General features: G+C 75.5%; 25 protein-coding genes. 10 read left to right on the top strand and 15 right to left on the bottom strand.

The window, feature by feature from the left end; genetic code table 11:
* Positions 1-6 precede the first annotated feature (6 nt).
* The 3 genes from ABTX81_RS04095 to ABTX81_RS04085 form a co-directional block, all read right to left on the bottom strand.
* Complete coding sequence (locus ABTX81_RS04095) at positions 7-585, bottom strand: TrmH family RNA methyltransferase (protein ID WP_350541389.1); 579 nt, start codon at positions 583-585, stop codon at positions 7-9.
* On the bottom strand, positions 582-1226 hold the full coding sequence (locus ABTX81_RS04090) for a class I SAM-dependent methyltransferase (RefSeq protein WP_350541388.1): 645 nt from the start codon (positions 1224-1226) through the stop codon (positions 582-584). The genes ABTX81_RS04095 and ABTX81_RS04090 overlap by 4 nt, the downstream gene beginning before the upstream one ends.
* Positions 1227-1359: 133 nt before the next feature.
* Positions 1360-1830 carry a carboxymuconolactone decarboxylase family protein gene (locus tag ABTX81_RS04085; protein WP_350541387.1) on the bottom strand — a complete coding sequence of 157 codons (471 nt, stop codon included), beginning with the start codon at positions 1828-1830 and terminating at the stop codon, positions 1360-1362.
* A gap of 198 nt (positions 1831-2028) precedes the next feature.
* Between ABTX81_RS04085 and ABTX81_RS04080 the strand changes: the two genes are divergently transcribed.
* Positions 2029-2220: a hypothetical protein gene (locus ABTX81_RS04080; protein WP_350541386.1), complete on the top strand. Its 192-nt coding sequence runs from the start codon at positions 2029-2031 to the stop codon at positions 2218-2220.
* Positions 2221-2240: 20 nt separating this feature from the next.
* On the opposite strand, the gene ABTX81_RS04075 is transcribed toward ABTX81_RS04080, so the two are convergent.
* Complete coding sequence (locus ABTX81_RS04075; protein WP_350541385.1) at positions 2241-4733, bottom strand: lysylphosphatidylglycerol synthase transmembrane domain-containing protein; 2493 nt, start codon at positions 4731-4733, stop codon at positions 2241-2243.
* A gap of 77 nt (positions 4734-4810) precedes the next feature.
* Here ABTX81_RS04075 and ABTX81_RS04070 point away from each other — a divergent pair, with 77 nt between their 5' ends.
* The 3 genes from ABTX81_RS04070 (at position 4811) to ABTX81_RS04060 (ending at position 6607) form a co-directional block, all read left to right on the top strand.
* Complete coding sequence (locus tag ABTX81_RS04070) at positions 4811-5077, top strand: UBP-type zinc finger domain-containing protein (protein WP_350541384.1); 267 nt, start codon at positions 4811-4813, stop codon at positions 5075-5077.
* Positions 5078-5197: 120 nt separating this feature from the next.
* Positions 5198-5476: a hypothetical protein gene (locus ABTX81_RS04065; RefSeq protein WP_350541383.1), complete on the top strand. Its 279-nt coding sequence runs from the start codon at positions 5198-5200 to the stop codon at positions 5474-5476.
* A gap of 150 nt (positions 5477-5626) precedes the next feature.
* Positions 5627-6607, top strand: a complete 981-nt coding sequence (locus tag ABTX81_RS04060) for a sigma-70 family RNA polymerase sigma factor (protein ID WP_350541382.1) — start codon at positions 5627-5629, stop codon at positions 6605-6607.
* Here the strand turns inward: ABTX81_RS04060 and ABTX81_RS04055 are convergent.
* On the bottom strand, positions 6512-6856 hold the full coding sequence (locus ABTX81_RS04055; protein WP_350541381.1) for an STAS domain-containing protein: 345 nt from the start codon (positions 6854-6856) through the stop codon (positions 6512-6514). The genes ABTX81_RS04060 and ABTX81_RS04055 overlap by 96 nt on opposite strands.
* 158 nt (positions 6857-7014) lie before the next feature.
* On the opposite strand from ABTX81_RS04055, the gene ABTX81_RS04050 reads away from it, so the two are divergent.
* Together ABTX81_RS04050 and ABTX81_RS04045 are read left to right on the top strand one after the other, a co-directional pair.
* Positions 7015-7452, top strand: coding sequence for an SRPBCC family protein (locus ABTX81_RS04050; RefSeq protein ID WP_350541380.1), 438 nt, complete (start codon positions 7015-7017; stop codon positions 7450-7452).
* A 61-nt stretch (positions 7453-7513) separates the two neighbouring features.
* Complete coding sequence (locus tag ABTX81_RS04045) at positions 7514-8005, top strand: NUDIX domain-containing protein (protein WP_350541379.1); 492 nt, start codon at positions 7514-7516, stop codon at positions 8003-8005.
* A gap of 56 nt (positions 8006-8061) precedes the next feature.
* Here ABTX81_RS04045 and ABTX81_RS04040 read toward each other — a convergent pair whose 3' ends face one another.
* The 6 genes from ABTX81_RS04040 to ABTX81_RS04015 all read right to left on the bottom strand — a co-directional run bounded on the left by ABTX81_RS04040 (position 8062) and on the right by ABTX81_RS04015 (position 12596).
* On the bottom strand, positions 8062-8814 hold the full coding sequence (locus ABTX81_RS04040; protein WP_350541378.1) for a Clp protease N-terminal domain-containing protein: 753 nt from the start codon (positions 8812-8814) through the stop codon (positions 8062-8064).
* Positions 8815-8880: 66 nt separating this feature from the next.
* Positions 8881-9585, bottom strand: coding sequence for a class I SAM-dependent DNA methyltransferase (locus tag ABTX81_RS04035; protein WP_350541377.1), 705 nt, complete (start codon positions 9583-9585; stop codon positions 8881-8883).
* A gap of 41 nt (positions 9586-9626) precedes the next feature.
* Positions 9627-10076, bottom strand: coding sequence for a GNAT family N-acetyltransferase (locus ABTX81_RS04030; RefSeq protein WP_350541376.1), 450 nt, complete (start codon positions 10074-10076; stop codon positions 9627-9629).
* Positions 10077-10177: 101 nt separating this feature from the next.
* Entirely contained in the window at positions 10178-10918 is a 741-nt protein-coding gene (locus ABTX81_RS04025; RefSeq protein ID WP_350541375.1) for a tyrosine-protein phosphatase, read from the bottom strand.
* 121 nt (positions 10919-11039) lie between these two features.
* A complete protein-coding gene (locus ABTX81_RS04020) occupies positions 11040-11723 on the bottom strand; it encodes a VC0807 family protein (RefSeq protein ID WP_350541374.1) in 684 nt (227 codons plus the stop codon).
* A 177-nt stretch (positions 11724-11900) separates the two neighbouring features.
* On the bottom strand, positions 11901-12596 hold the full coding sequence (locus tag ABTX81_RS04015; protein WP_350541373.1) for a hypothetical protein: 696 nt from the start codon (positions 12594-12596) through the stop codon (positions 11901-11903).
* Between the two features lie 278 nt (positions 12597-12874).
* On the opposite strand from ABTX81_RS04015, the gene ABTX81_RS04010 reads away from it, so the two are divergent.
* The 4 genes from ABTX81_RS04010 to ABTX81_RS03995 all read left to right on the top strand — a co-directional run bounded on the left by ABTX81_RS04010 (position 12875) and on the right by ABTX81_RS03995 (position 17335).
* On the top strand, positions 12875-13756 hold the full coding sequence (locus ABTX81_RS04010) for an RNA polymerase sigma factor (RefSeq protein ID WP_350541664.1): 882 nt from the start codon (positions 12875-12877) through the stop codon (positions 13754-13756).
* Positions 13753-14910 (top strand): hypothetical protein, encoded by a 1158-nt coding sequence (locus ABTX81_RS04005; protein WP_350541372.1) that lies wholly within the window; start codon positions 13753-13755, stop codon positions 14908-14910. Before ABTX81_RS04010 ends, ABTX81_RS04005 begins: the two co-directional genes overlap by 4 nt.
* A 489-nt stretch (positions 14911-15399) precedes the next feature.
* Positions 15400-16953 (top strand): protein kinase domain-containing protein, encoded by a 1554-nt coding sequence (locus ABTX81_RS04000; protein WP_350541371.1) that lies wholly within the window; start codon positions 15400-15402, stop codon positions 16951-16953.
* A 7-nt stretch (positions 16954-16960) separates the two neighbouring features.
* Positions 16961-17335: a hypothetical protein gene (locus ABTX81_RS03995; RefSeq protein ID WP_350541370.1), complete on the top strand. Its 375-nt coding sequence runs from the start codon at positions 16961-16963 to the stop codon at positions 17333-17335.
* Positions 17336-17341: 6 nt separating this feature from the next.
* On the opposite strand, the gene ABTX81_RS03990 is transcribed toward ABTX81_RS03995, so the two are convergent.
* The 4 genes from ABTX81_RS03990 to ABTX81_RS03975 form a co-directional block, all read right to left on the bottom strand.
* Positions 17342-18328: an ABC transporter substrate-binding protein gene (locus ABTX81_RS03990; RefSeq protein WP_350541369.1), complete on the bottom strand. Its 987-nt coding sequence runs from the start codon at positions 18326-18328 to the stop codon at positions 17342-17344.
* Between the two features lie 86 nt (positions 18329-18414).
* The gene (locus ABTX81_RS03985) at positions 18415-19269 is read right to left on the bottom strand and encodes an ABC transporter ATP-binding protein (RefSeq protein ID WP_350541663.1); all 855 of its coding nucleotides are present in this window, start codon (positions 19267-19269) and stop codon (positions 18415-18417) included.
* A gap of 15 nt (positions 19270-19284) precedes the next feature.
* Positions 19285-20337: a FecCD family ABC transporter permease gene (locus ABTX81_RS03980; protein WP_350541368.1), complete on the bottom strand. Its 1053-nt coding sequence runs from the start codon at positions 20335-20337 to the stop codon at positions 19285-19287.
* Positions 20334-21362, bottom strand: a complete 1029-nt coding sequence (locus tag ABTX81_RS03975) for a FecCD family ABC transporter permease (protein ID WP_350541367.1) — start codon at positions 21360-21362, stop codon at positions 20334-20336. Before ABTX81_RS03975 ends, ABTX81_RS03980 begins: the two co-directional genes overlap by 4 nt.

The raw sequence follows: 21362 nt of genomic DNA, 5'->3' as shown, positions 1-21362 counted from the left end.
GGAACCTCAGTCCTCGTCGAGGCCGTCGAAGGCACCGGCGTCGGAGCCGTCCGGGGTGCCGGTGAGGGCGTAGCCCTGGCGGCGTGCCTCGTAGCAGGCCACCGTGGCGGCGGCGGAGACGTTCAGCGAGCCGACCCGGCCCAGCTGCGGCACGAAGACCACCTGGTCGCAGAGGGCGAGCGCGTCGGCCGTCACCCCGCGGTCCTCGTGGCCGAGCACGAAGGCGACCGCCGGGGTCAGCTCGGCGGCGAACATCGGCACCGCCTCGTCCGCGAGCTCCAGCCCGACCACCTTGAAGCCGTCGGCCTTCGCGGCCGCGATCGCTTCGGCGACGGTGGGGAAGTGCTCCACCTTCAGGTACTTGTCGGTGCCCATCGCGGCCTTCTGCGCGCCGGAGGAGCGCACCGACGGGGTGTCACCGGTCAGGTAGAGCTTCTCCGCGCCCATCGCGGCGCCGGTCCGGACGACCGAGCCGACGTTGAACGGCGACTGGAGGTTCTCCAGGATCATCGCGAGCCGGAACTCGTTGCCACGCCGCCAGGAGCGGTGCAGCCGCTTCAGTTCGGTCCCGCGGAGCTGCTTCACGACGTCGTCCCTCGTCCACTCTCGGGGCCCTCGCCCGCCGCCGGGCGGGGCCGCGCTTCCAGAATCCGGAACCCGTTGACCGAGGTCAGCCGGGTGGTCGGCCAGCCCTGCTCGTTCAGCCACTTCTGCAGCGAGTCCGAGCCGAGGTGCTTCTGCACCACCAGGAAGGCGGAGCCGTCCGGGGTCAGCCGGCCGAGCCACTGCTCCAGCAGCCGGCGCAGCGCCGCCTTGCCGATCCGGATCGGCGGATTGGAGTAGATCGCCGCGAACCGCAGGTCGGCGGGGACCTCCTCGGGCAGCGCGGCCTCCACGTTTCCCAGCCCCAGCGACTCGGCGTTGTGCCGGACCAGTTCCAGGGCGCGGCCGTTGACGTCCACCGCCCAGACCGGGAGCCGCTTGCGGCGGCTCGCCCAGGTCAGCGCGATCGGGCCGTAGCCGCAGCCGACGTCCAGGATCGGGCCGCGGACCCGGGGCGGTGGCGCGTGCTCCAGCAGGATCCGGGTGCCCGGGTCCAGCCGGGTGCGGGAGAAGACGCCCGCGTCGGTGGTGAGCTCCAGGGTGAGGTCCGGCAGGGTGACCGTGATCGGCCTGCGCTCGCTGGCGACCTCGGGTGCACCGGTGAAGTAGTGCGAGCCGGACATGATTTCCCCGTCGTTCGTAAGGGCCTCGGGGCCACCGGGAGGTGTGGGTAAGCCCTGCTGGTACGGCTCCGATCGTACCCCGGTGGCCGGGAGGCCCGTTCTGCCCGCGGGGCGGCCCGGCCGGCCCGGCCGGTCAGCGGGCCCCGGGGGTCTTGCGGGTGGCGACGTTGATCCGGTTCCAGGCGTTGATGGTGTAGCAGAGCGAGATCAGCTGGGCCAGCTCCTGTTCCGGGAACAGCTCGGCGGCCCGCCCGTACACCTCGTCGGAGACGCCGCCGCCGATGTGGGTGATCTGCTCGGCCAGCGCGAGGGCGGCGCGGTCGCGCTCGCTGTAGACGCCCTCGGGGGCCTCCCGCCAGGCCGGCAGCAGGTAGATCCGCTCGTCGCTCTCGCCGGCCTTGCGGGCGTCCTTGACGTGCATGTCCAGGCAGTAGGCGCAGCCGTTGAGCTGGGAGGAGCGGATCTGCACCAGCTCGACGAGGGCCGGGTCGAGGCCCTCGCGGGCGGCGGCGTCCAGCGCGATCACCGCGCGGAAGACCTTGGGGGCGGTGCGGGCGTAGTCGAGGCGGGCGGGGTGCCGGGGGGCCTTCGCGTTCGTCGTCATGGCGACGACCCTAGGAACTGGGTGCACCCCGGGAGGGGTGCATTCCCGGCCGGTTTCGACGGGTCAATCCGGGTAGGAGGCAACACGCCGACCGGCCGGTGGCGCATCGCGCCCGGGCGGCGGCCGACGGATACTGCCAGTACCCCACCGGGCAGTCGCCATCGGGTCACAGGCCTTCGAGGAACGAGGACGGACGCCATGCCGCAGAACCACGAGGACTACCTGGACGAGGTCGACGAGGCCGCTGAGCCGGACGAGCAGACGGTGGAGGACGAGTACGACGAGCTGGCCGAGCGGCGCGCGCTCGGCGCGGACCCGGCCACCGATGTCGCGGACGTCGCCGAGCAGAGCCGGATCGTCCAGCTCGACGAGGACGAGTACCGCGAGTAGTCCCGCGCCGGGAGGGGTTCTCAGAGTGCCCCGCGGCGCTGCAGCCAGCTGAGCGCCGCCCAGCCCGGCAGCACCGGCAGGAGGAGGGTGAGCAGCCGGAAGAGGGTGACGGCGGCCACGGCCGCGCCGTGCGCCATCGAGGGGGCCAGCTCCAGGCCGGCGATCAGCGCGGCCTCCACGAAACCGGCCCCGCCCGGGGTCGGCGCGGCGTTGCCCGCCGCGTTGCCGACCAGGAACACCACGCCGACCATGGCGAAGTCCGCCTCCGATCCGACCGCCCGGATGCAGCAGTACAGGCAGCCGATCAATGTGAGCGACACCAGCAGCTGCCCGGCGAAGCCGACCGCCAGCCGCCCCGGGTTGCGCAGCAGCTCCACCAGCCGGGGCAGCACCTCGGCGGTCAGCGGGCGCAGCCGGGCCACCAGCCAGCGCCGGGCCGGCGGCACGGCGGACACCATGGCCAGCAGGGCGACCGCCACCGCGAGGCCGCCGACCACGAACGGCAGGGCGTCCCGCTCGGAGTCGCCGGTCTCGACGCCGGTCAGGTAGACGAAGGCGCCGACCTGGAGCAGGTGCAGCACCAGCCCGAGCAGCTGGCCGACGCCGACGCTGGACAGCGCCTGCGCGGTGGGGATGCCGGCCCGCTGGAGGAAGCGGGTGTTCAGCGCGACGCCGCCGACCCCGCCGGGGGAGACCAGTTTCAGGAAGGAGCCGGCGACCTGGGCGAGCACGGCGTTGCGGAAGTCCAGCCGCTCGGGGACGAAGCCGACGAAGCCCATCGCGCCCATCACGTGGCTGGCGGCCGCCGCGAGCAGGGCGAGGACCAGCCAGAACGGGTCGGCGTCGAGGACGGCGGCGACCGGGTTGCGGTCGGTGGCGAAGAACTGCGGCAGCAGCAGCCAGCCGGCCACCACGCCGCCGCCGACGGCGACCAGGGTGCGGGGGCGCAGCCGCTCCAGCCGGACCGGGCGGACGGGGGCCTGCGGGCGGCTGCGGAGGACCTCGGCGCGGATTTCCTCCAGCAGGTCGGGTGCGGGCGGTGCGGGTGCGGGCGCTCCGGGGGCCTCGGAGGGCGCGGGGGCCGCGGCCCGGCCGGCCTGCTTGAGGGCGTGCCGGGTTTCGCGGGCCAGCGCGATCGGCTGGAGCAGCGGCAGGGCGGCGGCGACCGCGTCCGGGCCGAGCACCGCCACCGCGGCCCGCACCGACCGCTCGGCCCCGGTGCGCAGCGCGAGCGTGGTGAGCAGCTGGGCGATGTCACTGCGCAGCACCAGCTCGCCCGCCGCGATGTCGCCGTCCGCGAGGCCCACCAGGTGCACCGCCCCCGCCGCGTCGACCAGCAGCGCGGAGGGCACCAGCGCGCGGTGCGCGATCGCCCGCCGCTGGAGCAGGGCCAGCTGCCCCCAGGCGTCGGCGAGCAGCGCGTCGGTGAGCTCCTCGTCGGCCAGCTCGTCCAGGGTGTGGCCGGGCAGCCGCTCGTAGGCGACCAGCGCGGTGTCCGGGCCGAGCTCGGCGGTGGCGGCGATCCGGTGGGTGCGGACCCCGGCGGCGACGGCGGCGTAGGAGACCAGGGCCTCGTGCTCCAGCCCGGTGCGCAGCGAGCGCAGCGCGCGCGGGTGCGGGGCGGTGCGCAGCCGCAGCCGCCGCCAGGCCCGCTGCACCAGGGCGGCGGTGACCGCCTGCCGGTCGAGCAGCTGGACGTCGAGCTCGGGGCGGCCGTCCTGCTGGCGGACCAGGTAGCGGTCCGGGCCGGCCGGGGTGGCGGCGGCGGGGCGCAGGCCGGCCTCGCGCAGGCTGTGCAGGAGCTGGGCGGGCCGGGGCCGCGGGTCCGGGGTACCGACCGCCCAGCGGGTGCCGTGGGCGGCCGTCCAGCCGATCAGCACCCCCAGCAGCAGGGCGGTCGGGGTGGCGGCCCCGGCGGCCAGCCCGGCCAGCGCGGAGAGGGTGAGGACGGCCCGTGGCACCCGCCGTTCGCGCGCCGCGGAGGCGGTGAGGAAGGCGAGGACCGGGGCGAGGTAGCCGTAGACCGGCTCGGTGCGGGCGAGCGGGTCGCCGGGCAGCGGCTGGGTGAGCGCGGAGACCAGCGAGAACGGCGCGGAACCGTCGATCCACAGGTCGACGGCGAGCGAGGCGCCGTAGGCCAGGGCGGCGGCCAGCACGCCGTCGGCGAGCTGCTGGAGGACGTGGCGCCGGTCGTTCGCGCAGCGGAGCAGGCGGCAGCCGGCCGAGACGCCGGGCAGGAGCAGCAGCGCGGCGGTGGTGAGGCCGGTGGCGATGCCGCCCAGCGGGTGCGGCACCAGCGCGGCGGCCGCGGCGACGTCCTCGGCGAGGCCGCTGGTGGTGGCGCGGGCGTAGTCGGCGCAGACCAGGGCCAGGGCGATCACGGCGAGGCCGGCGAGCAGCCGGATCAGTGCCGCCGGCTGCCGGATCCGGCCGGTGCCGGCTATGCCCGGGGACGGGGGGTCGCCCGTGCCACCGGTCGTGCCGACCACCGTGTTCCCCGTTGTATCCGCCACTGGGGCATGCTCCCACGAGCCCTCCGGGTGCGTGTCCCGGGGAGCGGGGCGGGCCCGGCGTCACTACTGTGCCTCCCATGAGCGCCTGCGAAGACCTCGCCGCCGCACCCCGGGACATCGCGCCCCTGCCGCCCGTGGACGGCTGCGCCGACTGCCTGGCCCAGGGGCGCCGGGACTGGGTGCACCTGCGGCTCTGCCTGGACTGCGGTCACATCGGCTGCTGCGACTTCTCGCCGCAGCGGCACGCCACCGCGCACTTCCACGACAGCTCGCACCCGGTGATCCGGTCCTACGAGCCGGGGGAGGACTGGCGGTGGTGTTTCGTCCACGAGCTCATGGGGTGACCGGGTTGACGTTCCGGCGGCCATGGGTTGAGGTGTAATCCCCGACCAATCGGGACATAACGCCCGTGCGGCCTCCGGCCGGGTACCGTCCGGCCGGCGGCCACCGAAGGGAGGCCGACGATGACCAAGCGAACAGCGGGAAGCTCCCCCAGGCTCCGCAGCGGTACCCAGGAGCTGCTGGAGCGCCGGGGCATGGCGACGACGCCGGACACGCTCCCGCCCCGGCTGCGCACCGGCACCCCGTCCGTCGCCGGCACCGGCGACGGGTCCGCCGGCGCCGCCGCCTTCCGGCACGGCGGCCGGGACGCGGCGAGCGCCGCCCCGCACTCCGCGCCCGCCCAGCACGCCGAGCTCAAGGGGCACCGGCACCGCGGTGCCGAGAAGCACAGCGCGCACTAGGTGCGTCGAGGTGCGTCCGGGTGCGTCGGCCGCCGGTCCTCGTCCTGACCGGCGTTCAGGACGGCGGCCGGGGGCGTGCGGTGGCGTTGTCGGTGCCCTGCGGTAGCTTTCGCGGTGATCGACGACAGCAGGTGAGCGGGGGCGCGGGCGATGACCGAGCTGATGACGGAGGAGCCGGTCGAGCTCCAGCTGGAGCGGTACCGGACGGAGCTGACCGGGTACTGCTACCGGATGCTCGGCTCGGTCTTCGAGGCCGAGGACGCGGTGCAGGACACCATGGTCCGGGCCTGGCGCGGGTACCGGGGCTTCGAGGGCCGCGCGGCGCTGCGCTCCTGGCTCTACCGGATCGCCACCAACGTCTGCCTGGACGCGCTGAACGGCCGCAACGCCCGGGCCCGGCCGATGGACCTGGCCGGCCCGTCCACCGTGGCCACCGCGAGCGACGCCCAGCTGCCCGAGGTCACCTGGATCGGTCCGGCGCCGGACGGCCGGGTGCTGTCCGGGACCGGGGACCCGGCCGAGGTGGCCGCGCAGCGCGAGTCGGTGCGGCTGGCCTTCGTCGCCGCGCTGCAGCGGCTGGCGCCCCGGCAGCGGGCGGTGCTGATCCTGCGCGAGGTGCTCGGCTGGCGGGCCGGCGAGGTCGCCGAACTGCTCGGCGTCACCGTCGCCTCGGTGAACAGCGCGCTCCAGCGGGCCCGGGCCGCGCTCGCCGCCGACCCGGCCGCGGCCCGACCGGCCCCGGCGCTGGACGAGGACCACCGGGCGCTGCTGGCCCGGTACGTCACCGCCTTCGAGGCGTACGACATGGACGGCCTGGCGGCGCTGCTGCACGAGGACGTCACGCTCAACATGCCGCCGTTCGCGCTCTGGCTGACCGGGCACGCGGACATCCGGGAGTGGATGCTCGGGCCCGGCGCCGGCTGCCGGGGCTCCCGGCTGCTGTGGGCGGAGGCCAACGGCAGCCCGGCGTTCGGCCAGTACCGGCCGAGCCCGGACGGCGGGCACGAGCCGTGGGCGCTGATCGTGCTGGAGGTGTCAGCGGGCCGGATCACCGGGCTCACCAACTTCCTGGACACGGACGTGCTGTTCCCGCTCTTCGGCCTGCCGCCCCGGCTGGCGGCCGGGGAGTAGCCGCGCGCCGTCCCGCTCGACGGGCAGGACGGCGGCCAGCCCGCTGAACACGAGCAGTTCGCGCAGCGGGCCGCTCGCGTTGCGCAGGACGAGGCGTACCCCGCGCCGGGCGGCGGCGAGCCGCAGCCGGGCCAGGGCGTCCACGACGGCCAGGTCGGGGGCGGTCAGGGCGCCCAGGTCACAGCTCAGCTCGCGGCTCAGGTCGTGGCTCAGCGGTCGGTCGGCGGGTGCTTCCGGTTCGGTCTTCACGGAGGGGAGACCGGTGCGACGGCCGGGCCTCATCGGCCCGCCGGAAAGTTCTCCGAAAAAACTCGCCGGAGAGCGATGAGTTTCCGACGCGCCTGCGGTCTACCCCTGGGAGAGCGCGGCACCGAGCGGCGCGCCAACGAACAGAGGGAACCACCACCATGACCGAGAACCTCGGCACCCTGTCCATCGTCCGCGAGCTGTCGGCCACCCCGGCGGAGGTCTTCCGGGCGTACGTCGAGCCCGAGCGGTTCGTCCGCTTCTGGGGCCCGGCCGGCACCCATGTGCCGCTGGACACCGTGACCATCGAGCCGGAGGTCGGCGGGCGCTTCGACAGCACGATGGTGATCGAGGCGACCGGCGAGCGCTACCCGCTGCGGGCCCGGTTCACCGCGATCCGCGAGGGCGAGCTGCTGGAGTTCTTCGAGGAGGGCGTCGGCCTCACCGGCCGGATCACCCTCACCGACCTCGGCGACGGCCGCACCCGGGTGCTCATGGAGCAGGAGGACGTGCCGGCGATGTTCCTGGGCCCGGAGGCGGAGGCCGGCCACAACTCCAGCTTCGACCGCCTGGTCGAGTACCTGGGCGCCCGGAGCTGACCGCTCCGGCGGCTGGCAGAGTGGGGCGCAGCCTTGTTCCCGCTCCCCAGGAGGCCCCGCCGTGTCGGTCGAGCCGTTGAAGTCCCGTGAAGAGTGGCTGGCCTCGCTGCCGCGGATCTACGCGGCGGCGGGGTGCGTCCTGCGGGACGCCTCCGGCCGGATCCTGCTGGTCAAGGCGGGCTACCGGGAGCACTGGCAGTTCCCCGGCGGCACGATCGACCTGGGGGAGGGGCCGGCCGAGTGCGCCGCCCGGGAACTGCTGGAGGAGACCGGCATCGTCCGGGCGGCCGGCGACCTGCTGGCCATCTCCTGGACCCACCCGTCGGATGAACTCGACCACCCGGCCGAGTACTTCCTCTTCGACTTCGGCACCGTCCCGGACGGCACCCCCGTGACCGTCCCGGCCGGCGAACTGGACGACCACCGCTGGGTCGACGACGAAGAAGCGCTCGAACTGCTCGGCCCGGCACGGTCGTTGCGGCTGCGCGCCGCGCTGGAGGCGAAGGCGGACGGGCGGGTGCGGATCGTCACCACCCAGGTGTCGGGCTTCTGAGCGGCCGAGGGTGTTCCGGGGCCGGGCCCGTCCCGCGCGGCCCCGGAACGGTCCGGTCAGTCCTGCTGGTTCCCGGTGCCCGACGCGGCGAACGCGGCGAGGATCTCGCTGATGAACCGCTCGATCTCCGCCTTCTCCACGCCGAGGCCGTTCAGCACCCCGGCGCCGTTCTCCAACTCCAGCAGGGCGAGCAGGATGTGCTCGGTGCCCACGTAGTTGTGGCCGAGCTTCAGCGCCTCCCGGAAGGTCAGCTCCAGCGCCTTCTTGCCCCGGGCGTCGTAGGGGATCAGCGCCGGCACCTCGGCGTCGGGGGCGGGCAGCGCGCCGGCGGCCGCCGCACGGAGCGCGTCCGGGGCGATGCCCTGGGCGGCGAGCGCCCGCACGGCGAGGCCGTCCGGCTCGACGAGCAGGCCGAGCAGCAGGTGCTCGGCGCCGATCTCGGCGTTGCCGGCCTGCCGGGCCTCCTCCTGCGAGGCCATCACCACGTGCCGGGCCCGGTCGGTGAACCGGCCGAAGCCCTGGCTGGGGTCGAGGTCGTTGGGGGTGGCCGGGTCCTTGGGGACGAAGCGCTTCTGGGCGGCCTGCTTGCTGACGCCCATGCTGCGGCCGATGTCGGTCCAGGAGGCACCGGAGCGGCGGGCCTGGTCGACGAAGTGGCCGATGAGGTGGTCGGCGAGTTCACCGAGGTGGTCGGCCGCGATGACGGCGTCGGAGAGCTGGTCGAGCGCGTCGGTGTGGAGCTTCTTGATCGCGTCGATCAGATCGTCGAGGCGCAGCGGAGTGGTCTTGGGAACGATCGGATTCTCCATAGCGTCAACCGTAGGTTGTCGACCCGGGATCGTCAACCATCGGTTGACGCTAGGTGCGCCGGGCTCCTACCGCTTCTCCCACACGTACGCCGCCGAGACCGGGTGGCTGCGGTACTTCTCCCACTTCGGCTTGAGCGCGATCCATGCCTCGTCCACCACCGCCTCCCGCATCTCGACCAGCGTCCAGCCCGCCGCCAGGCCGGCCGTGAGGTGGTCGGAGACCAGGTGGACGTGGGTGGTGATGGCGAGGTCGGAGCCGTCCGCACCGGTGAAGTGGGTCGGCATGCCGGCGGCCATGATGAAGTACGGGTGCAGCCCGACCAGGACGCAGCGCCCGCCGGGGCGGGCCAGCCGGAAGGCCTCGCGGTAGTACGGGCCGAGGTCGGCCAGGTGCTCGTCGATCAGCGAGGAGATCACCAGGTCGTACCGCCCGGCCGCAAGCCCCGTGGCGGCGACGTCGCCTTCCCTCAGGCTGTCGTGGGCGCCGCGCCGTTCGGCCCGCGCCAGCATCTCGGGGGTGAGGTCCACCCCGTCCAGCACCAGCCCCTCGGCGGCCCGGGCGCGCAGCCAGGCGCCGGTCCGCCCGGTGCCGCACCCGAGGTCGGCCGCCCGGCGGACCTCGGACCACGGCGGGGTGGCGAGTTGTTCGAGCACGGCGAGGTCCATCGTGTCCTCGACGGTCTGCTCATAGGTGTCCACCCAGCCGGCGTAGCCGGTCCGGACGTCCACGGTGGGGTAGTTGCGGGTGTCGAAATCGGAGAAGTCCACCATGCCCGGCAGTATTGAGCGCCGCCCCGGCCGGCCGCGAACGATTATCGGAGCGTCAGTTTGAACCCGTCGTGGCTGCGGTCGAAGCCGAGCGAGTCGTAGAACCGGTGCGCCCCGGCCCGCCGCTTGTCGCTGGTCAGCTGGACCAGCGCGCAGCCCCGCGCCCGGGCCCGCTCGATCACCCGGGCCATCAACTCCCGTCCCAGCCCGGCGCCCCGGCGGTCCGCCCGGATCCTGACCCCTTCGATCAGCGCCCGCTCCGCCCCGCCCCGTCCGAGCCCCGGGATGTACGTCGCCTGGAGGTAGCCGACCACCGTCCCGTCCCCGGCGTCGAGCACCAGCATCTCGTTGCGCGGATCGGCGTCGGTGTCGGCGAAGGCCCGGGCGTACGCCTCGCCCACCTCGACGGAGGCGGGATCGGTGACCCCGTCCTCGTCGGTGAGCAGCGCGATGATCGCCGGCAGGTCCCGGCGGGTGGCGGTACGAAGGATCACGCCCGGAGTCTGCCAGAGCGCGGGTCGGGCGCCGGAGCGGGAAGCCGGACTGGGAAGCCGGATCGGCGGACTTCCCACTCCGGCCACTCCGGGGCGTCCCGTCAGGAGGCCAGCAGCCGGGCGCGGACGGCGGCGAGGTCGCCGGGGGCGACGCCGGCGGCGAGGAGGTAGCGGGTGGGGTCGAAGCCGGCGAGGGTGGCGGTGAGGGCGGCTTCGGCGGTGGTGCCGGCCTCGGCGAGGACGGTGTCGATGCGGCGGTACGGGTCGGGCAGGCCGAGCATGCCGTAGAGCGGGCGGACGTTGGGGGCGCTCCGGAGGTAGTCGGCGACGATCTCGGCGGGCTCGACGTCGGCGAGGGCGAGCAGCAGGAGGGCGGCGAGGCCGGTGCGGTCGCGGCCGGCGCCGCAGTGGACGACCAGGCCGCCGGGGCGGGCGCCGGCGATCGTGGTGATCAGCTCGGCGGCGGCGTGCGGGCAGTGGTCGAGGTAGGGGCGCAGGGCGAGCGGGGTGCCGTCGAGGTGGCCGTAGCTCTGCCACCAGGCGGGGCCGGCGAGCGCGTCCAGCGGGACGCGGATCAGCTCGACGTCCTCGGGGAGCGGGAGGAGCGGCTTGTACTCCTCGATGTCGCGCAGGTCGACGACGGTGCGCACGCCGTGGTCGAGGAGGGCGTCCCAGCCCTCGGCGGTGAGGCGGTCCAGGTTGTCGGCGCGGACGATCGCGCCGCGGGTGGTGCGGGCGCCGGTGGTGGTGCGCAGTCCGCCCAGGTCGCGGACGTTGAGGCAGCCGTCCCAGACCAGGGTGCGGTCCTCGGTGGTGGTGGGTTGCGCGTCGGCCCGGCTCATCGGTTCCCCGTCTCCTCGACGAGGGGGTCCCGTTACCCCCTCGTTATATGTGGACTTCCGGTGGAGCGGGATGGTTCCTGGGATCTTCGGATGATCGGTGGGGTAGGGCCTCGATGGGCGGTCAGGCGGCGGCCTCGGCGCGCACCAGCTTCTCCATCGGCTGCGCGGCGGCCTGGCCGAGCACCGCGCCGGCGGCGATCGCGGTGATCAGCAGGACGGTGGAGAGCCACGCCATGGTGGCCACCGGCAGGGTGAAGGCGCCGGCCACCCGGGCGACGCACTCGGCGAGCAGCGCGGTGCCCCAGATGATGGAGAACAGGCGCTCGTGGCGGCGGAACGGGCGCGAGTCCGCCGCGAGCCGGTCCCAGGCGGCGTCGCGGGCGGCGTCGCCCTTGGTGAGGAAGGGGCGCAGCGCGGCGGACATCAGCGGACGGGCGGTCAGCGCCGAGCCCAGGACCGCCAGTGCCATGAAGCCGCTCAGCACGGCCTCCTTGGCGAGCATCAGCCGGGCGTCGCCGCTGACGGTGGTGAGCGCCAGGCCGACCAGGTTCACGCCGAGCATCAGGGCGGCGAAGCGGTTCGGCGTGCGCTCCCCGACCAGGCCGAGAACGGTGCGGGCGACCGGCAGGAGGCTGCTCCAGGCGAGGGCGGCGAACTCGCTCAGGCCGAGGCCGGCGTGGAGGAGGTAGAAGCCGGCGAGCGGGCCGGCGATGTCGACGGCCAGCGGGCGCAGGGCCTTGGCGAGCGGGTTCGGGGCCTTGGCGGCGGTGGCAGTGGCGGCGGTGGTGGCGGCGATCTGGCTCACGGTGGGTCCTCCCCGGACTGGCTGCTCGGTCGGCGGGCCGCTGCCCGCTCCGTCGTGCCTCCAGTTTTCCGAGCGGGGCCGCCCGCCCTGCAGTGCCGTCCGTTGCGGGATCCGTATGACAGGTGTCACGGCGCGCACCGTGACGGTGCCGTCGGGCCGGGGAGGGGTCACGGGGCGTCAGGGGTGGCCGAAGTCCCAGAGCGGCCGGTCGAGGGTGTCCACGCAGCGCACGACGGCGAAGAGCTCGTCCTCGGCCGCGAGGAAGCCGTGGGCGACGCCGCGCAGCACGGTGCGGGCGGCGGCGTCCGCCCGCGTCCAGGCACCGGTGAGGACGAGCGCCCCGTCGACCAGCTCGGCGCGCTGGACGCGGGCCACCGGGACGGCCAGCAGGGCGGCGTTCACCTGTTCCAGCTCGGCGGCGGAGAGGTAGGTCTCGCCGGTCGCGGTGCCGCGCTCGCGGTCGGCCCGGCGGCGCAGCTCGGGCAGCCCGTAGTGGCGCACGGCGGCCACCGAGTCGTCCAGGGCGACCCGCCAGCGCGGGCCGGGCAGCACCTCCCACCAGACGTCCTCGCCGACCGGCAGCAGCTCGCCGATCCGGGCCCGCCAGGACTCGACGCCGTAGACGGCGCGCGGGTCAGGGCGCGGGCCGGGGAAGGCCGCGGCGGCCCAGTCGGCGCGGCGGACCAGGCTCAGGTCGAAGGTGTAGCGGAGCCGGCCGCCGGCGCGCTGCTCGACCAGGCCGAGCAGCGCCCAGTGGGTCGGGTCGGGGAGGCTGAAGGTCCGCCGCCAGCCGGTGAGGCCCAGCAGGCGGAGGGCGGGCGCGAGGTGGTCGCGCAGGCCGCGCTCGAAGAGCTCGTGGGCGGCGGGGGTCATGGCGTTCCTGGGGGTGGGGGGAGCATCCGGCGGTGCCGGCGGCGCGCAGCGGAGGGGGAGGGGCGCAGAGGCGGCGGCCGGAATGAATCGTCACCTACAACGTAGGCGATATGCCCGTTTTGGTGCAGCATGCGAAGGTCAGGAGGTCTCAGGACCTTCGACCTGAAGGCTTTCTGGTTGCGGTGCCGCATCCTGGGCGCCGTCGGCCGGGCGGCCGCGCGGGCGGGGGAAAGCGGTCCGGGCCCGCCGGGGCGGGGCGTTCGCCCGGATGGCGGATGATGTGGCGGGTGCAGAGTGCAGAACGCCCCGGAGCGGGCACCGACAGCGCCGTCGGCCGGTCCGGACCGGTCCCGACGTCCGGCCGGCCGCCGGGCCCCGCCCCGGGCGGTGCGGCCGCCGCCCCCGCCGATCTGACCGAGGCCGTCCGGGCTGCGCAGGGCGGGGACGAGGAGGCCTTCCGGCTGCTGTTCCGCAGCGTCCAGCCGGGTCTGCTCCGCTATCTGCGGGTGCTGGTCGGGGGCCGGCCCGAGGACGCCCAGGACGCCGAGGACATCGCCTCCGAGGCCTGGTTGCAGATCGCCCGCGACCTGGGCTCCTTCACCGGCGACGGCGACGGCTTCCGGGGCTGGGCGGCGACCGTCGCGCGCAACCGGGCGCTGGACCACCTGCGGGCCCGCCGCCGCCGGCCGGTCACCGACCTGCCCTTCGAGTACCTGGCCGAGCTGGCCGGCGGGGACGACACCGCGGGCGCGGCGCTCACCTCCGTCGGCACCTCGGACGCGCTGGCGCTGATCTCCCGGCTGCCCCGGGACCAGGCCGAGGCGGTGCTGCTGCGGGTGGTGATGGAGCTGGACGCGGAGAGCGCCGCCCAGGTGCTCGGCAAGCGCTCCGGCAGCGTCCGGATGGCCGCGCACCGCGGACTGAAACGACTCGCCAAGCTGCTGGAGCAGTCCTTCCCGGCGAGCGCGGGGACCGGCAACGGCGGCCCCGGGATCCCGGCCGCGCGGGCCGGCGGTGAGACCGGGGGCCCGGTCGGCGGTCAGGCCGGGGGGCCGACCGGCGGCGGGGCGGTCCGGAAGGGGCTCGGACGGGCCGCGAAAAAAAATTCTGCGCAGGGTGTGACAGAACGCCGGGCCGCGACGCTGAAGGACATGAGATGAGCACCAACCGATCCCGTCGGATCGACCGTGACACCGCCGAGCAGCTGCTCGCCGGTGCCGTGGGCGGCCCGCCGGCCGGGCGGGACGCCTCGCTCACCGGCCCGGACGGCAGCACCGGGCACACGGGACCCCTCCCGTCCGGCGACCGGCCGGACGAGCGGATCGCCCGGGTGCTCGCCGCCGCCGCGGCGCCGGCGACGGGGGGCGAACTGGCCGGGGAGGAGGCGGCCCTGGCCGCGTTCCGGGAGGCCCGTCTCGCGCCCGTCCCCGCAGTACCCGCCGCACCCGCACCCGTCCGGAGACGTTCGATGGCAACCGCCGCGCTGACGAGGGCCTTCAGCACGAAGGCCGCGGTCGTCGTGCTCGGCGCCACCGCGCTCGGCGGGGTCGCGGTCGCCGGCACCAGCGGTCTGACCGGGCTGGGCGGCGGTTCGAGCGAGCCGCAGCGGCACCCGGCCGCCCCGGTGACGTCCGCCGCGTCGGCTGTCACGGAGACCCGCTCCGCTTCCCCGACGGCCGGCGGGAAGGCGGTGGCGCCGTCCACCACCGCTCCGTCCACCACCGCTCCGTCCGGCGGTCCGTCGAGCGCCCCGGCCGCCCCCGATCCGTCCGCCCCGGCCGACCGGCCGACGGCGTCGCAGCCGCCCGCCGCCACGCCGGGGGACGGGCGCGGTCCGTCGAACCCGACGGCCCACGCGGCGCTCTGCAAGGCGTTCTCCGACCGGGCGGGCAAGGGCGAGCGCCCCCGCACGCTGGTCGGCGACCCCCAGTTCGGCGGGCTGGTCGCCGCGGCCGGCGGACCGGACAAGGTGCAGGACTACTGCGCCCGGCTGCTGCGCGCCGCGGGCGAGGACGACCACCAGGGCGGTCCGACGCCGTCCCGCCCCGGTGCCGCGAGCCCCGGCAACGGCGCCGGCGGCAACGGCCCGGGCGCCAACAACGGCCAGGGGACCAACAACGGCCAGGGCGCCGGGAACTCCGGCGGCAACGGCCAGGGGACCAACGGTCAGGGGACCAATGGCCAGGGCGCCAACAGCTCCGGCAACGGCGGCACGGGCCGGGCGTCGAAGCCCGCCACCGCACCGCCCCCGCCGGCCGCGTCCGGCCAGCCGAGGACCGACCGGCCCGACGACACCTCGGGCGGTCCGAGGTGACCCACGATCTCCGGATGGGCGGCGAGCGACTCCCCCCGGGCCCGTCGCCCATCCGGACTGTTCCACCCGCACCACCGCAGTAGCCGCAGTACCCCGCTCCACCCGAGGACCCCGAGTGGCCGGCCGGCTCCCCCGTGCCAGCCGTCCACCCGGCCGGCCCCGGACGGACCGGCGGGCGCACCCCGGAACGCGCCCGCCGGTCCGTCCGGACCGGACCCCGCCGGCCCGCCCGCCCGCAGTCAGGGCGGGCCGGCACCCGCTCGACCAGTCCGACCCGGACCGATCGTGACCGTCGTCCCGTACGACCACGAGCCGGCGGTCGGGGATCCGCTGCCCGGTTCCCCGGCCGCCACACCCTTCCGGCCGGCGGCCCGCCCCTCAGGGCGGGCCGCCGCCGCCCGGGGAACGGTCGTCGCCGGGGGCTATCGTGCACAGGTGCACGAGGCGGTCCGGGACCCCGGGCAGGGCTTCTGAGGGGAGCGGTTCCAGGTGATCGGACGCGCGCTGAACGGGCGCTACGAACTCGTCGAGATACTCGGCGTCGGCGGCATGGCCACGGTCTGGCGCGGGGTGGACCACGTGCTGGGCCGCCAGGTGGCCGTCAAGGTCCTCAACGGGGGCCTCGCCGACGACCCGAGGTTCGCCGAGCGGTTCGGCCGTGAGGCGCAGCACGCCGCGATGCTGGTCCACCCGCGGATCGTGATGGTCTTCGACTCCGGGGTCGACCAGGGCTCGCCGTACATCGTGATGGAGCTGGTGCAGGGCCGTTCGCTGGCCGCGCTGCTGGCCCAGCGGCCGGGGCTGCCGGTCGAGCAGGCGGTCGGGATCGCGGCCGCGGTCTGCGAGGGGCTGGCCCACGCGCACGCGGCGGGCCTGGTGCACCGGGACATCAAGCCCGGCAACATCATGATCACCGACGACGGCGGGGTGAAGGTCGTCGACTTCGGCATCGCCCGGGCGGGCTCCTCGCACAACCTCACCCAGACCGCCTCGGTGCTCGGCACCGCCGCCTACCTGTCGCCCGAGCAGGCCACCGCGAGCCCGCTGGACGGCCGCACCGACCTCTACGCGGTCGGCTGCGTGCTGACCGAGATGCTCACCGGCGCGCCGCCGTTCACCGCCGAGACACCGGTGGCGATCGCCTACAAGCACGTCGGCGAGCAGCCGCTGCCGCCCTCCGCCCGGCGGCCCGGCCTGCCGCCCGCGCTGGACGCGGCGGTGCTGCGGCTGCTCGCCAAGCACCCGGCCGCCCGTCCGGCGGACGCGGCCGCGGCGCGGGCCGAACTGCTGGCCTGCGTCCCGGGCCTGGTGCCCGCCGATCCGACCGCCGAACTGCTCGCCGCCGCCCCGCTGCCGCCCGCCTTCCCCACCGCCCCGCTGCCGGACCAGCAGCACACCGCCCTGCTGCCGCCCCAGCCGGCGCCGCCCATGCCCCCGGCGGCCACCTCGGTGATGGCGCCGATCCCGGCAGGCCCGCCGCCGCTGCCGGAACCGGAACGGGAGAGCCGTCGCAAGCCGATCGTCTTCGGCGCCCTCGGGCTGGCCGGCGTCGCCGGCGCCGCGGTGCTCGCGCTCACCGCCTTCGAGGACCCGGCCACCCCCGTCGCCGCCGCGCCGTCCACCCGCCCCACCACGACCGCGCCCGCCACCCCGTCGGCCACCCCGACGCCGACGCCGACGCCCACCCCGACCGCGACCACCCCGTCCGCGAAGCCGACCCCGACCGCCCCCGCCACCACCCCGGCCCCGCACGACCCGGCCCCGCTGGTGAAGATCAACGCCCTGCGGGGGAACATCGCGCAGACCCCGGTGGAGAAGGAGCGCGCCCGCCAGGTCGAGCTGCTGCGCACCCTCGACGAGGCCACCGCCCGCCTCAACGAGGGCCGCCCCGACGACGCCGCCGCCAAGCTGAAGAGCGCCCAGCGGACCGTCCGCGACCTCGCCAAGAAGCACGCCATCGACGGCCCGACCTACCAGAGCTGGAACTCCCAGCTCTCCTCCCTCGTCACCTCCCTCAACGCGGTCGCCGACGAGGAGGACTGACACCGTCATGGGCTCGTACCACGAGGTCTTCGTCGAGTGCGCCGACGGCGTCCCGCACGAGCGGCTGCTGGCGGACGTCGGGGCCGCCTGCGGCGCGGCCCTGCTCCCGGTCGAGGCCGACCACAGCGACTGGGGCGTGAAGGTCGGCGGGACGGCGTTCTGGCTGTCGTTCTCCCACGCGTTCGAGGAGGACGCCGGCATCCCCTTCGAGCGCTATGACGCCTACCTCGACGTGAAGGACTCCGACGGCGACCTGGTCCGCCAGGAGGCCACGGCGCGGCGCGTCTACGACGCCCTCGCCGCCACCGGCCGCTACCGGCTCGCCCTGACGCACGACCTCCAGCGCCTGATCGCGGCGACGGACCTCCCGCGCGCCACCTGACCCCGGTCAGGCGCCGAGGAAGCGCTGGAGCTGTTCCAGGACGTAGTTGGCGCCGGTGTAGCCGATGCCCTGGAACCAGAGCCGGTCGTCGACGGGGAAGGCGCGGTGCGCCTTGACGGCCTCCAGGGACCGCCAGGCGGGGCTCGCCAGGGTGGCGGTGAGGCCGTTGCGGGCCGGGTCGCCGTAGCCCGCGTAGAGGAGCAGGTCGGCGTCGGCCCTGGCGAGCTGGTCGGGCGGGAGCTCCTGGTCGGACTGGTCGGTGTTCTGGGCGTCCGGCCGGCCGAGGCCGGCGTCGGTGAGCACCGAGCCCGGGAAGTTCTGCCGGCCGTACAGCCGGATGCCGCCGCCCTCCACGAAGCGGAGCAGGCCGACCTTCCGCCCGCCCACCCTGGCGTTCGCCAGCGCCGTCACCACCTGGTTGACGTGCCGCTGGTACGAGCCCGCGAACGCCGACGCCGCGTCCTGGCGGCTGAGTGCCTGGGCGTGGACCTGCACGTTGGCCTTCCAGGGCGCGCCGGTGGTCTGGGTGAGCACGGTCGGGGCGATCGCCCGCAGCTCGTCGTAGCGGCCGCCGTCGCGGGTCTGGTTGGACAGGATGAGGTCGGGCCGCAGGGCGCGCACCGCGGCGAGGTCGGGGGCGCCGACCGGGCCGACGTAGGCGATCCGGTCCAGCCGGGAGGCGGGCCAGTAGTCCGGGAACGCCCGGTCCGCCGCGGACCGGGCGGCGCCGACCGGGGTGATGCCGAGGGTGAGCGCGGAGTCCAGCTCGGCGGTGTCCAGGACGACCACCCGCATCGGCGCGCCGGGCACGGTCACCGGGCCGGTGGCGGTGGCCACGGTGACCGGCGGCAGCGGGGTGGGGGCGGGGGTGTCGGCGGCCGCCGCGAGGCCGGCCGGCGGGGGCGCGGGGCTGCGGGTGGTGCAGCCGGTGAGCGCGGCGCCGCCGAGCCCGCCGAGCGAGGCCAGCAGGGTGCGGCGGGTGAGCGGGGACATCGGCACCTCGGACGGCGGGGGACGGTGAGCGCGGGGAAAGTGAACGCCGTCCGTCGATTATGTCCGAATTGGTGCATAAAGTTTTGCTATGTGCCCGGCTTGGCCACCCACGGCGCGCCCGGCACCACCAGCGGCGTCCCGGTCACCGGATCCGGCACCACCACCGACTCCAGCCCGAACACCTCGCGCACCAGCTCCGCCGTCACCACCTCGGCCGGCGGGCCCTGCGCGACGATCCGCCCGTCCCGCATCGCCACCAGGTGGTCCGCGTACCGGGCCGCCTGGTTGAGGTCGTGCAGCACCGCGACGATCGTCCGCCCGCGCTCCACGTTCAGCCGCCGCACCAGGTCCAGCACCTCCACCTGGTGCGCGATGTCCAGGAAGGTGGTCGGCTCGTCGAGCAGCAGGATGTCGGTGCCCTGGGCGAGCGCCATGGCGATCCACACCCGCTGCCGCTGCCCGCCGGACAGCTCGTCCACGCCGCGCTCGGCCAGCTCGGCCGTCGAGGTGCGCTCCAGCGCCTCCGCGACCGCCGCCTCGTCCTCCGCCGACCACTGCTGCCACCAGCTCTGGTGCGGCTGGCGGCCGCGCGACACCAGATCGGCCACCGCGATGCCCTCGGGGGCGGACGGCGACTGCGGCAGCAGGCCGATCCGCTGGGCGATCCGCTTGGTGGGGACGCGCGCCAGCTCCTCGCCGTCCAGCAGCACCGCGCCGCGGACCGGCTTCAGCAGCCGGCCGAGCGCGCGCAGCAGGGTGGACTTGCCGCAGGCGTTCGGCCCGACGATCACGGTGACCTGTCCGTCCGGGATCCGCAGCGAGAGCCGCTCGGCGACGGTGCGCGCCTCGTAGGCGAGGGTCAGCTCCCGCGCCTCCAGACGGTGGGCGGACACCGGCTCCGCGGTGTCGACGACAGCGGCGGACTCGGCGTCGGCGGGCATCGGGACCTCCACGACTCAGGAACCTCCTCGGCGGGAGCGGATCAGCAGCCACATCAGGTACGGCGCGCCGACCAGCCCGGTCACCACGCCGACCGGCAGCTCGGTGGGCGCCAGCAGCCGGCGGGCCAGCAGGTCGGCCAGCACGACGACCAGCGCGCCGGTGAGCGCCGAGCAGAACAGCGGGATCTGCGCCGAGCGGGCCAGTCGCAGGGCGATCTGCGGGGCCATCAGCGCGACGAAGTCCACCGGCCCGGCCGCGCCCGCCGCGCAGGAGGCGAGCACGACGCCGAGCAGCGCCATGCCGAGCCGGATCCGGTTCAGCCGCAGCCCGAGGCCGACGGCGGTGGCGTCGTCGAAGGAGATCGAGCGCTGCGCCCGGGCCGCCCACAGCGCCACCGGCAGGGCGGCCAGCAGCACCCAGGCGAGCCAGCCGGCCTGGTCGTAGCCGGCGCCGTTCAGGCTGCCGGTCATCCACACCTTGGCGGCCTGCGCCTGGAAGCCGTCGCCCTTGGTGAGGAACACCGAGGTCAGCGAGGAGAGCGCGACCGAGATGCCGATGCCGATCAGCACGAAGCGCTGGGCGTGCAGCCCGCGCCGCCAGGCCAGCAGGTACACCAGCAGGCCGGCCACCAGCCCTCCCGCGACGGCCGCGTACGGCACCTGGCCGGTGGAGTCGACCACGCCGTACGCCAGCAGCCCGACCACGGTGGCGGTGGCGCCCCAGGAGACGCCGACCACGTCGGGGCTGGCCAGCGGATTGCGGGCGACGGTCTGGATCAGCGCCCCGGCCAGCCCGAGCGCGGTGCCCACCAGCAGGCCGACCACCACCCGGGGCAGCCGGAACTCGCCGACCACCAGCTCGTGCGGGCTCGGCTGCCCGAACACCACCTTCAGCACCTCGCCGGGCGCCACGGTGGACTCGCCCAGGCAGAGCGAGGCGACGACCACGGCGGCCAGCGCCACCAGCAGGCCGAGCGCCGCCCAGGCCGAGCGCCGGTGCAGCAGGAAGGAGGCGCCCCGGGCGCGCACCACGGTGTAGCCGCGCAGCGGCACCGTCGAGGCGGTCATGCCGCCACCACCTTCCGGCGCCGGACCAGCGCGACCAGCACCGGCACACCGACCAGTGCGGTCATCACACCGGCCGGTACCTCGGAGGGCGGGAACAGCACCCGGCCCAGGGTGTCGGCGAGCAGCAGCAGCGCCGGGCCGAGCACGGCGGAGAGCGCGAGCACCCAGCGGTGGTCGGCGCCGGCCACCGCGCGGGCGGCGTGCGGCACGGCCAGGCCGACGAAGGCGACCGGTCCGGCCGCCGCGACCGCCGAGCCGGTCAGCACGGTGGCGCCGAGCGCGCCGACCGCCCGGACCAGGCCGGTCTTCGCGCCGAGTCCCTTGGCGGTGTCGTCGCCGAGCGCCAGCGCGTCCAGCCCGCGCGCCACCGCGAACACCAGCACCGTGCCGACGGCCAGGAACGGCAGCAGCTGCCAGGCGACGTCCGCGGTGCGGCCGGAGAGCGAGCCGACGTGCCAGAACCGGAACTGGTCCATCGCGGCGGCGTCGGTGGTGAGCACCAGGGTGTTGAGCGAGGCGATGAACGCGGACATCGCCGAGCCGGCCAGCGCCAGCTTGATCGGCGTGGCCCCGCCCCGGCCGCGCCCGGCCAGCCCGTACACCACCACGGTGGCGATCACCGCGCCGGCGAAGCCGAACCAGACGTACCCGGTGAGCGTGGTGATCCCGAACGCGGAGATCGCCAGCACCACGCCGGCCGCCGCGCCCTGGCTGACGCCGAGGATGCCGGGGTCGGCGATCGGGTTGCGGGTGATGCCCTGCATGACGGTGCCGGCCAGGCCGAGCGCCGCGCCGACCGCGAGGCCGACCACCGTGCGTGGCACCCGCAGCTCGCGGATCACGACGGCGTTGGTGGTGTCCCCGCCGTGCAGCAGGGCGTCGACGGTGTCGCCGAAGGGGATGTTCCGGCTGCCGACCGCCAGGCTCAGCAGCACCGCGGCGGCCAGCACGGCCAGCGCGGCGGCGAGCCACAGGATGCGGCGGCGCAGCAGGCGGGCTCTGCCGGGCGCGGTGGTGTCGGTCAT

The sequence above is a fragment of the Kitasatospora sp. NPDC097605 genome (assembly GCF_040302725.1).
In the GTDB taxonomy this organism is placed as follows: Bacteria; Actinomycetota; Actinomycetes; order Streptomycetales; family Streptomycetaceae; genus Kitasatospora.
Note: the sequence above shows the minus strand (reverse complement) of the source record. Positions and strands in the feature narration are given on the sequence as shown.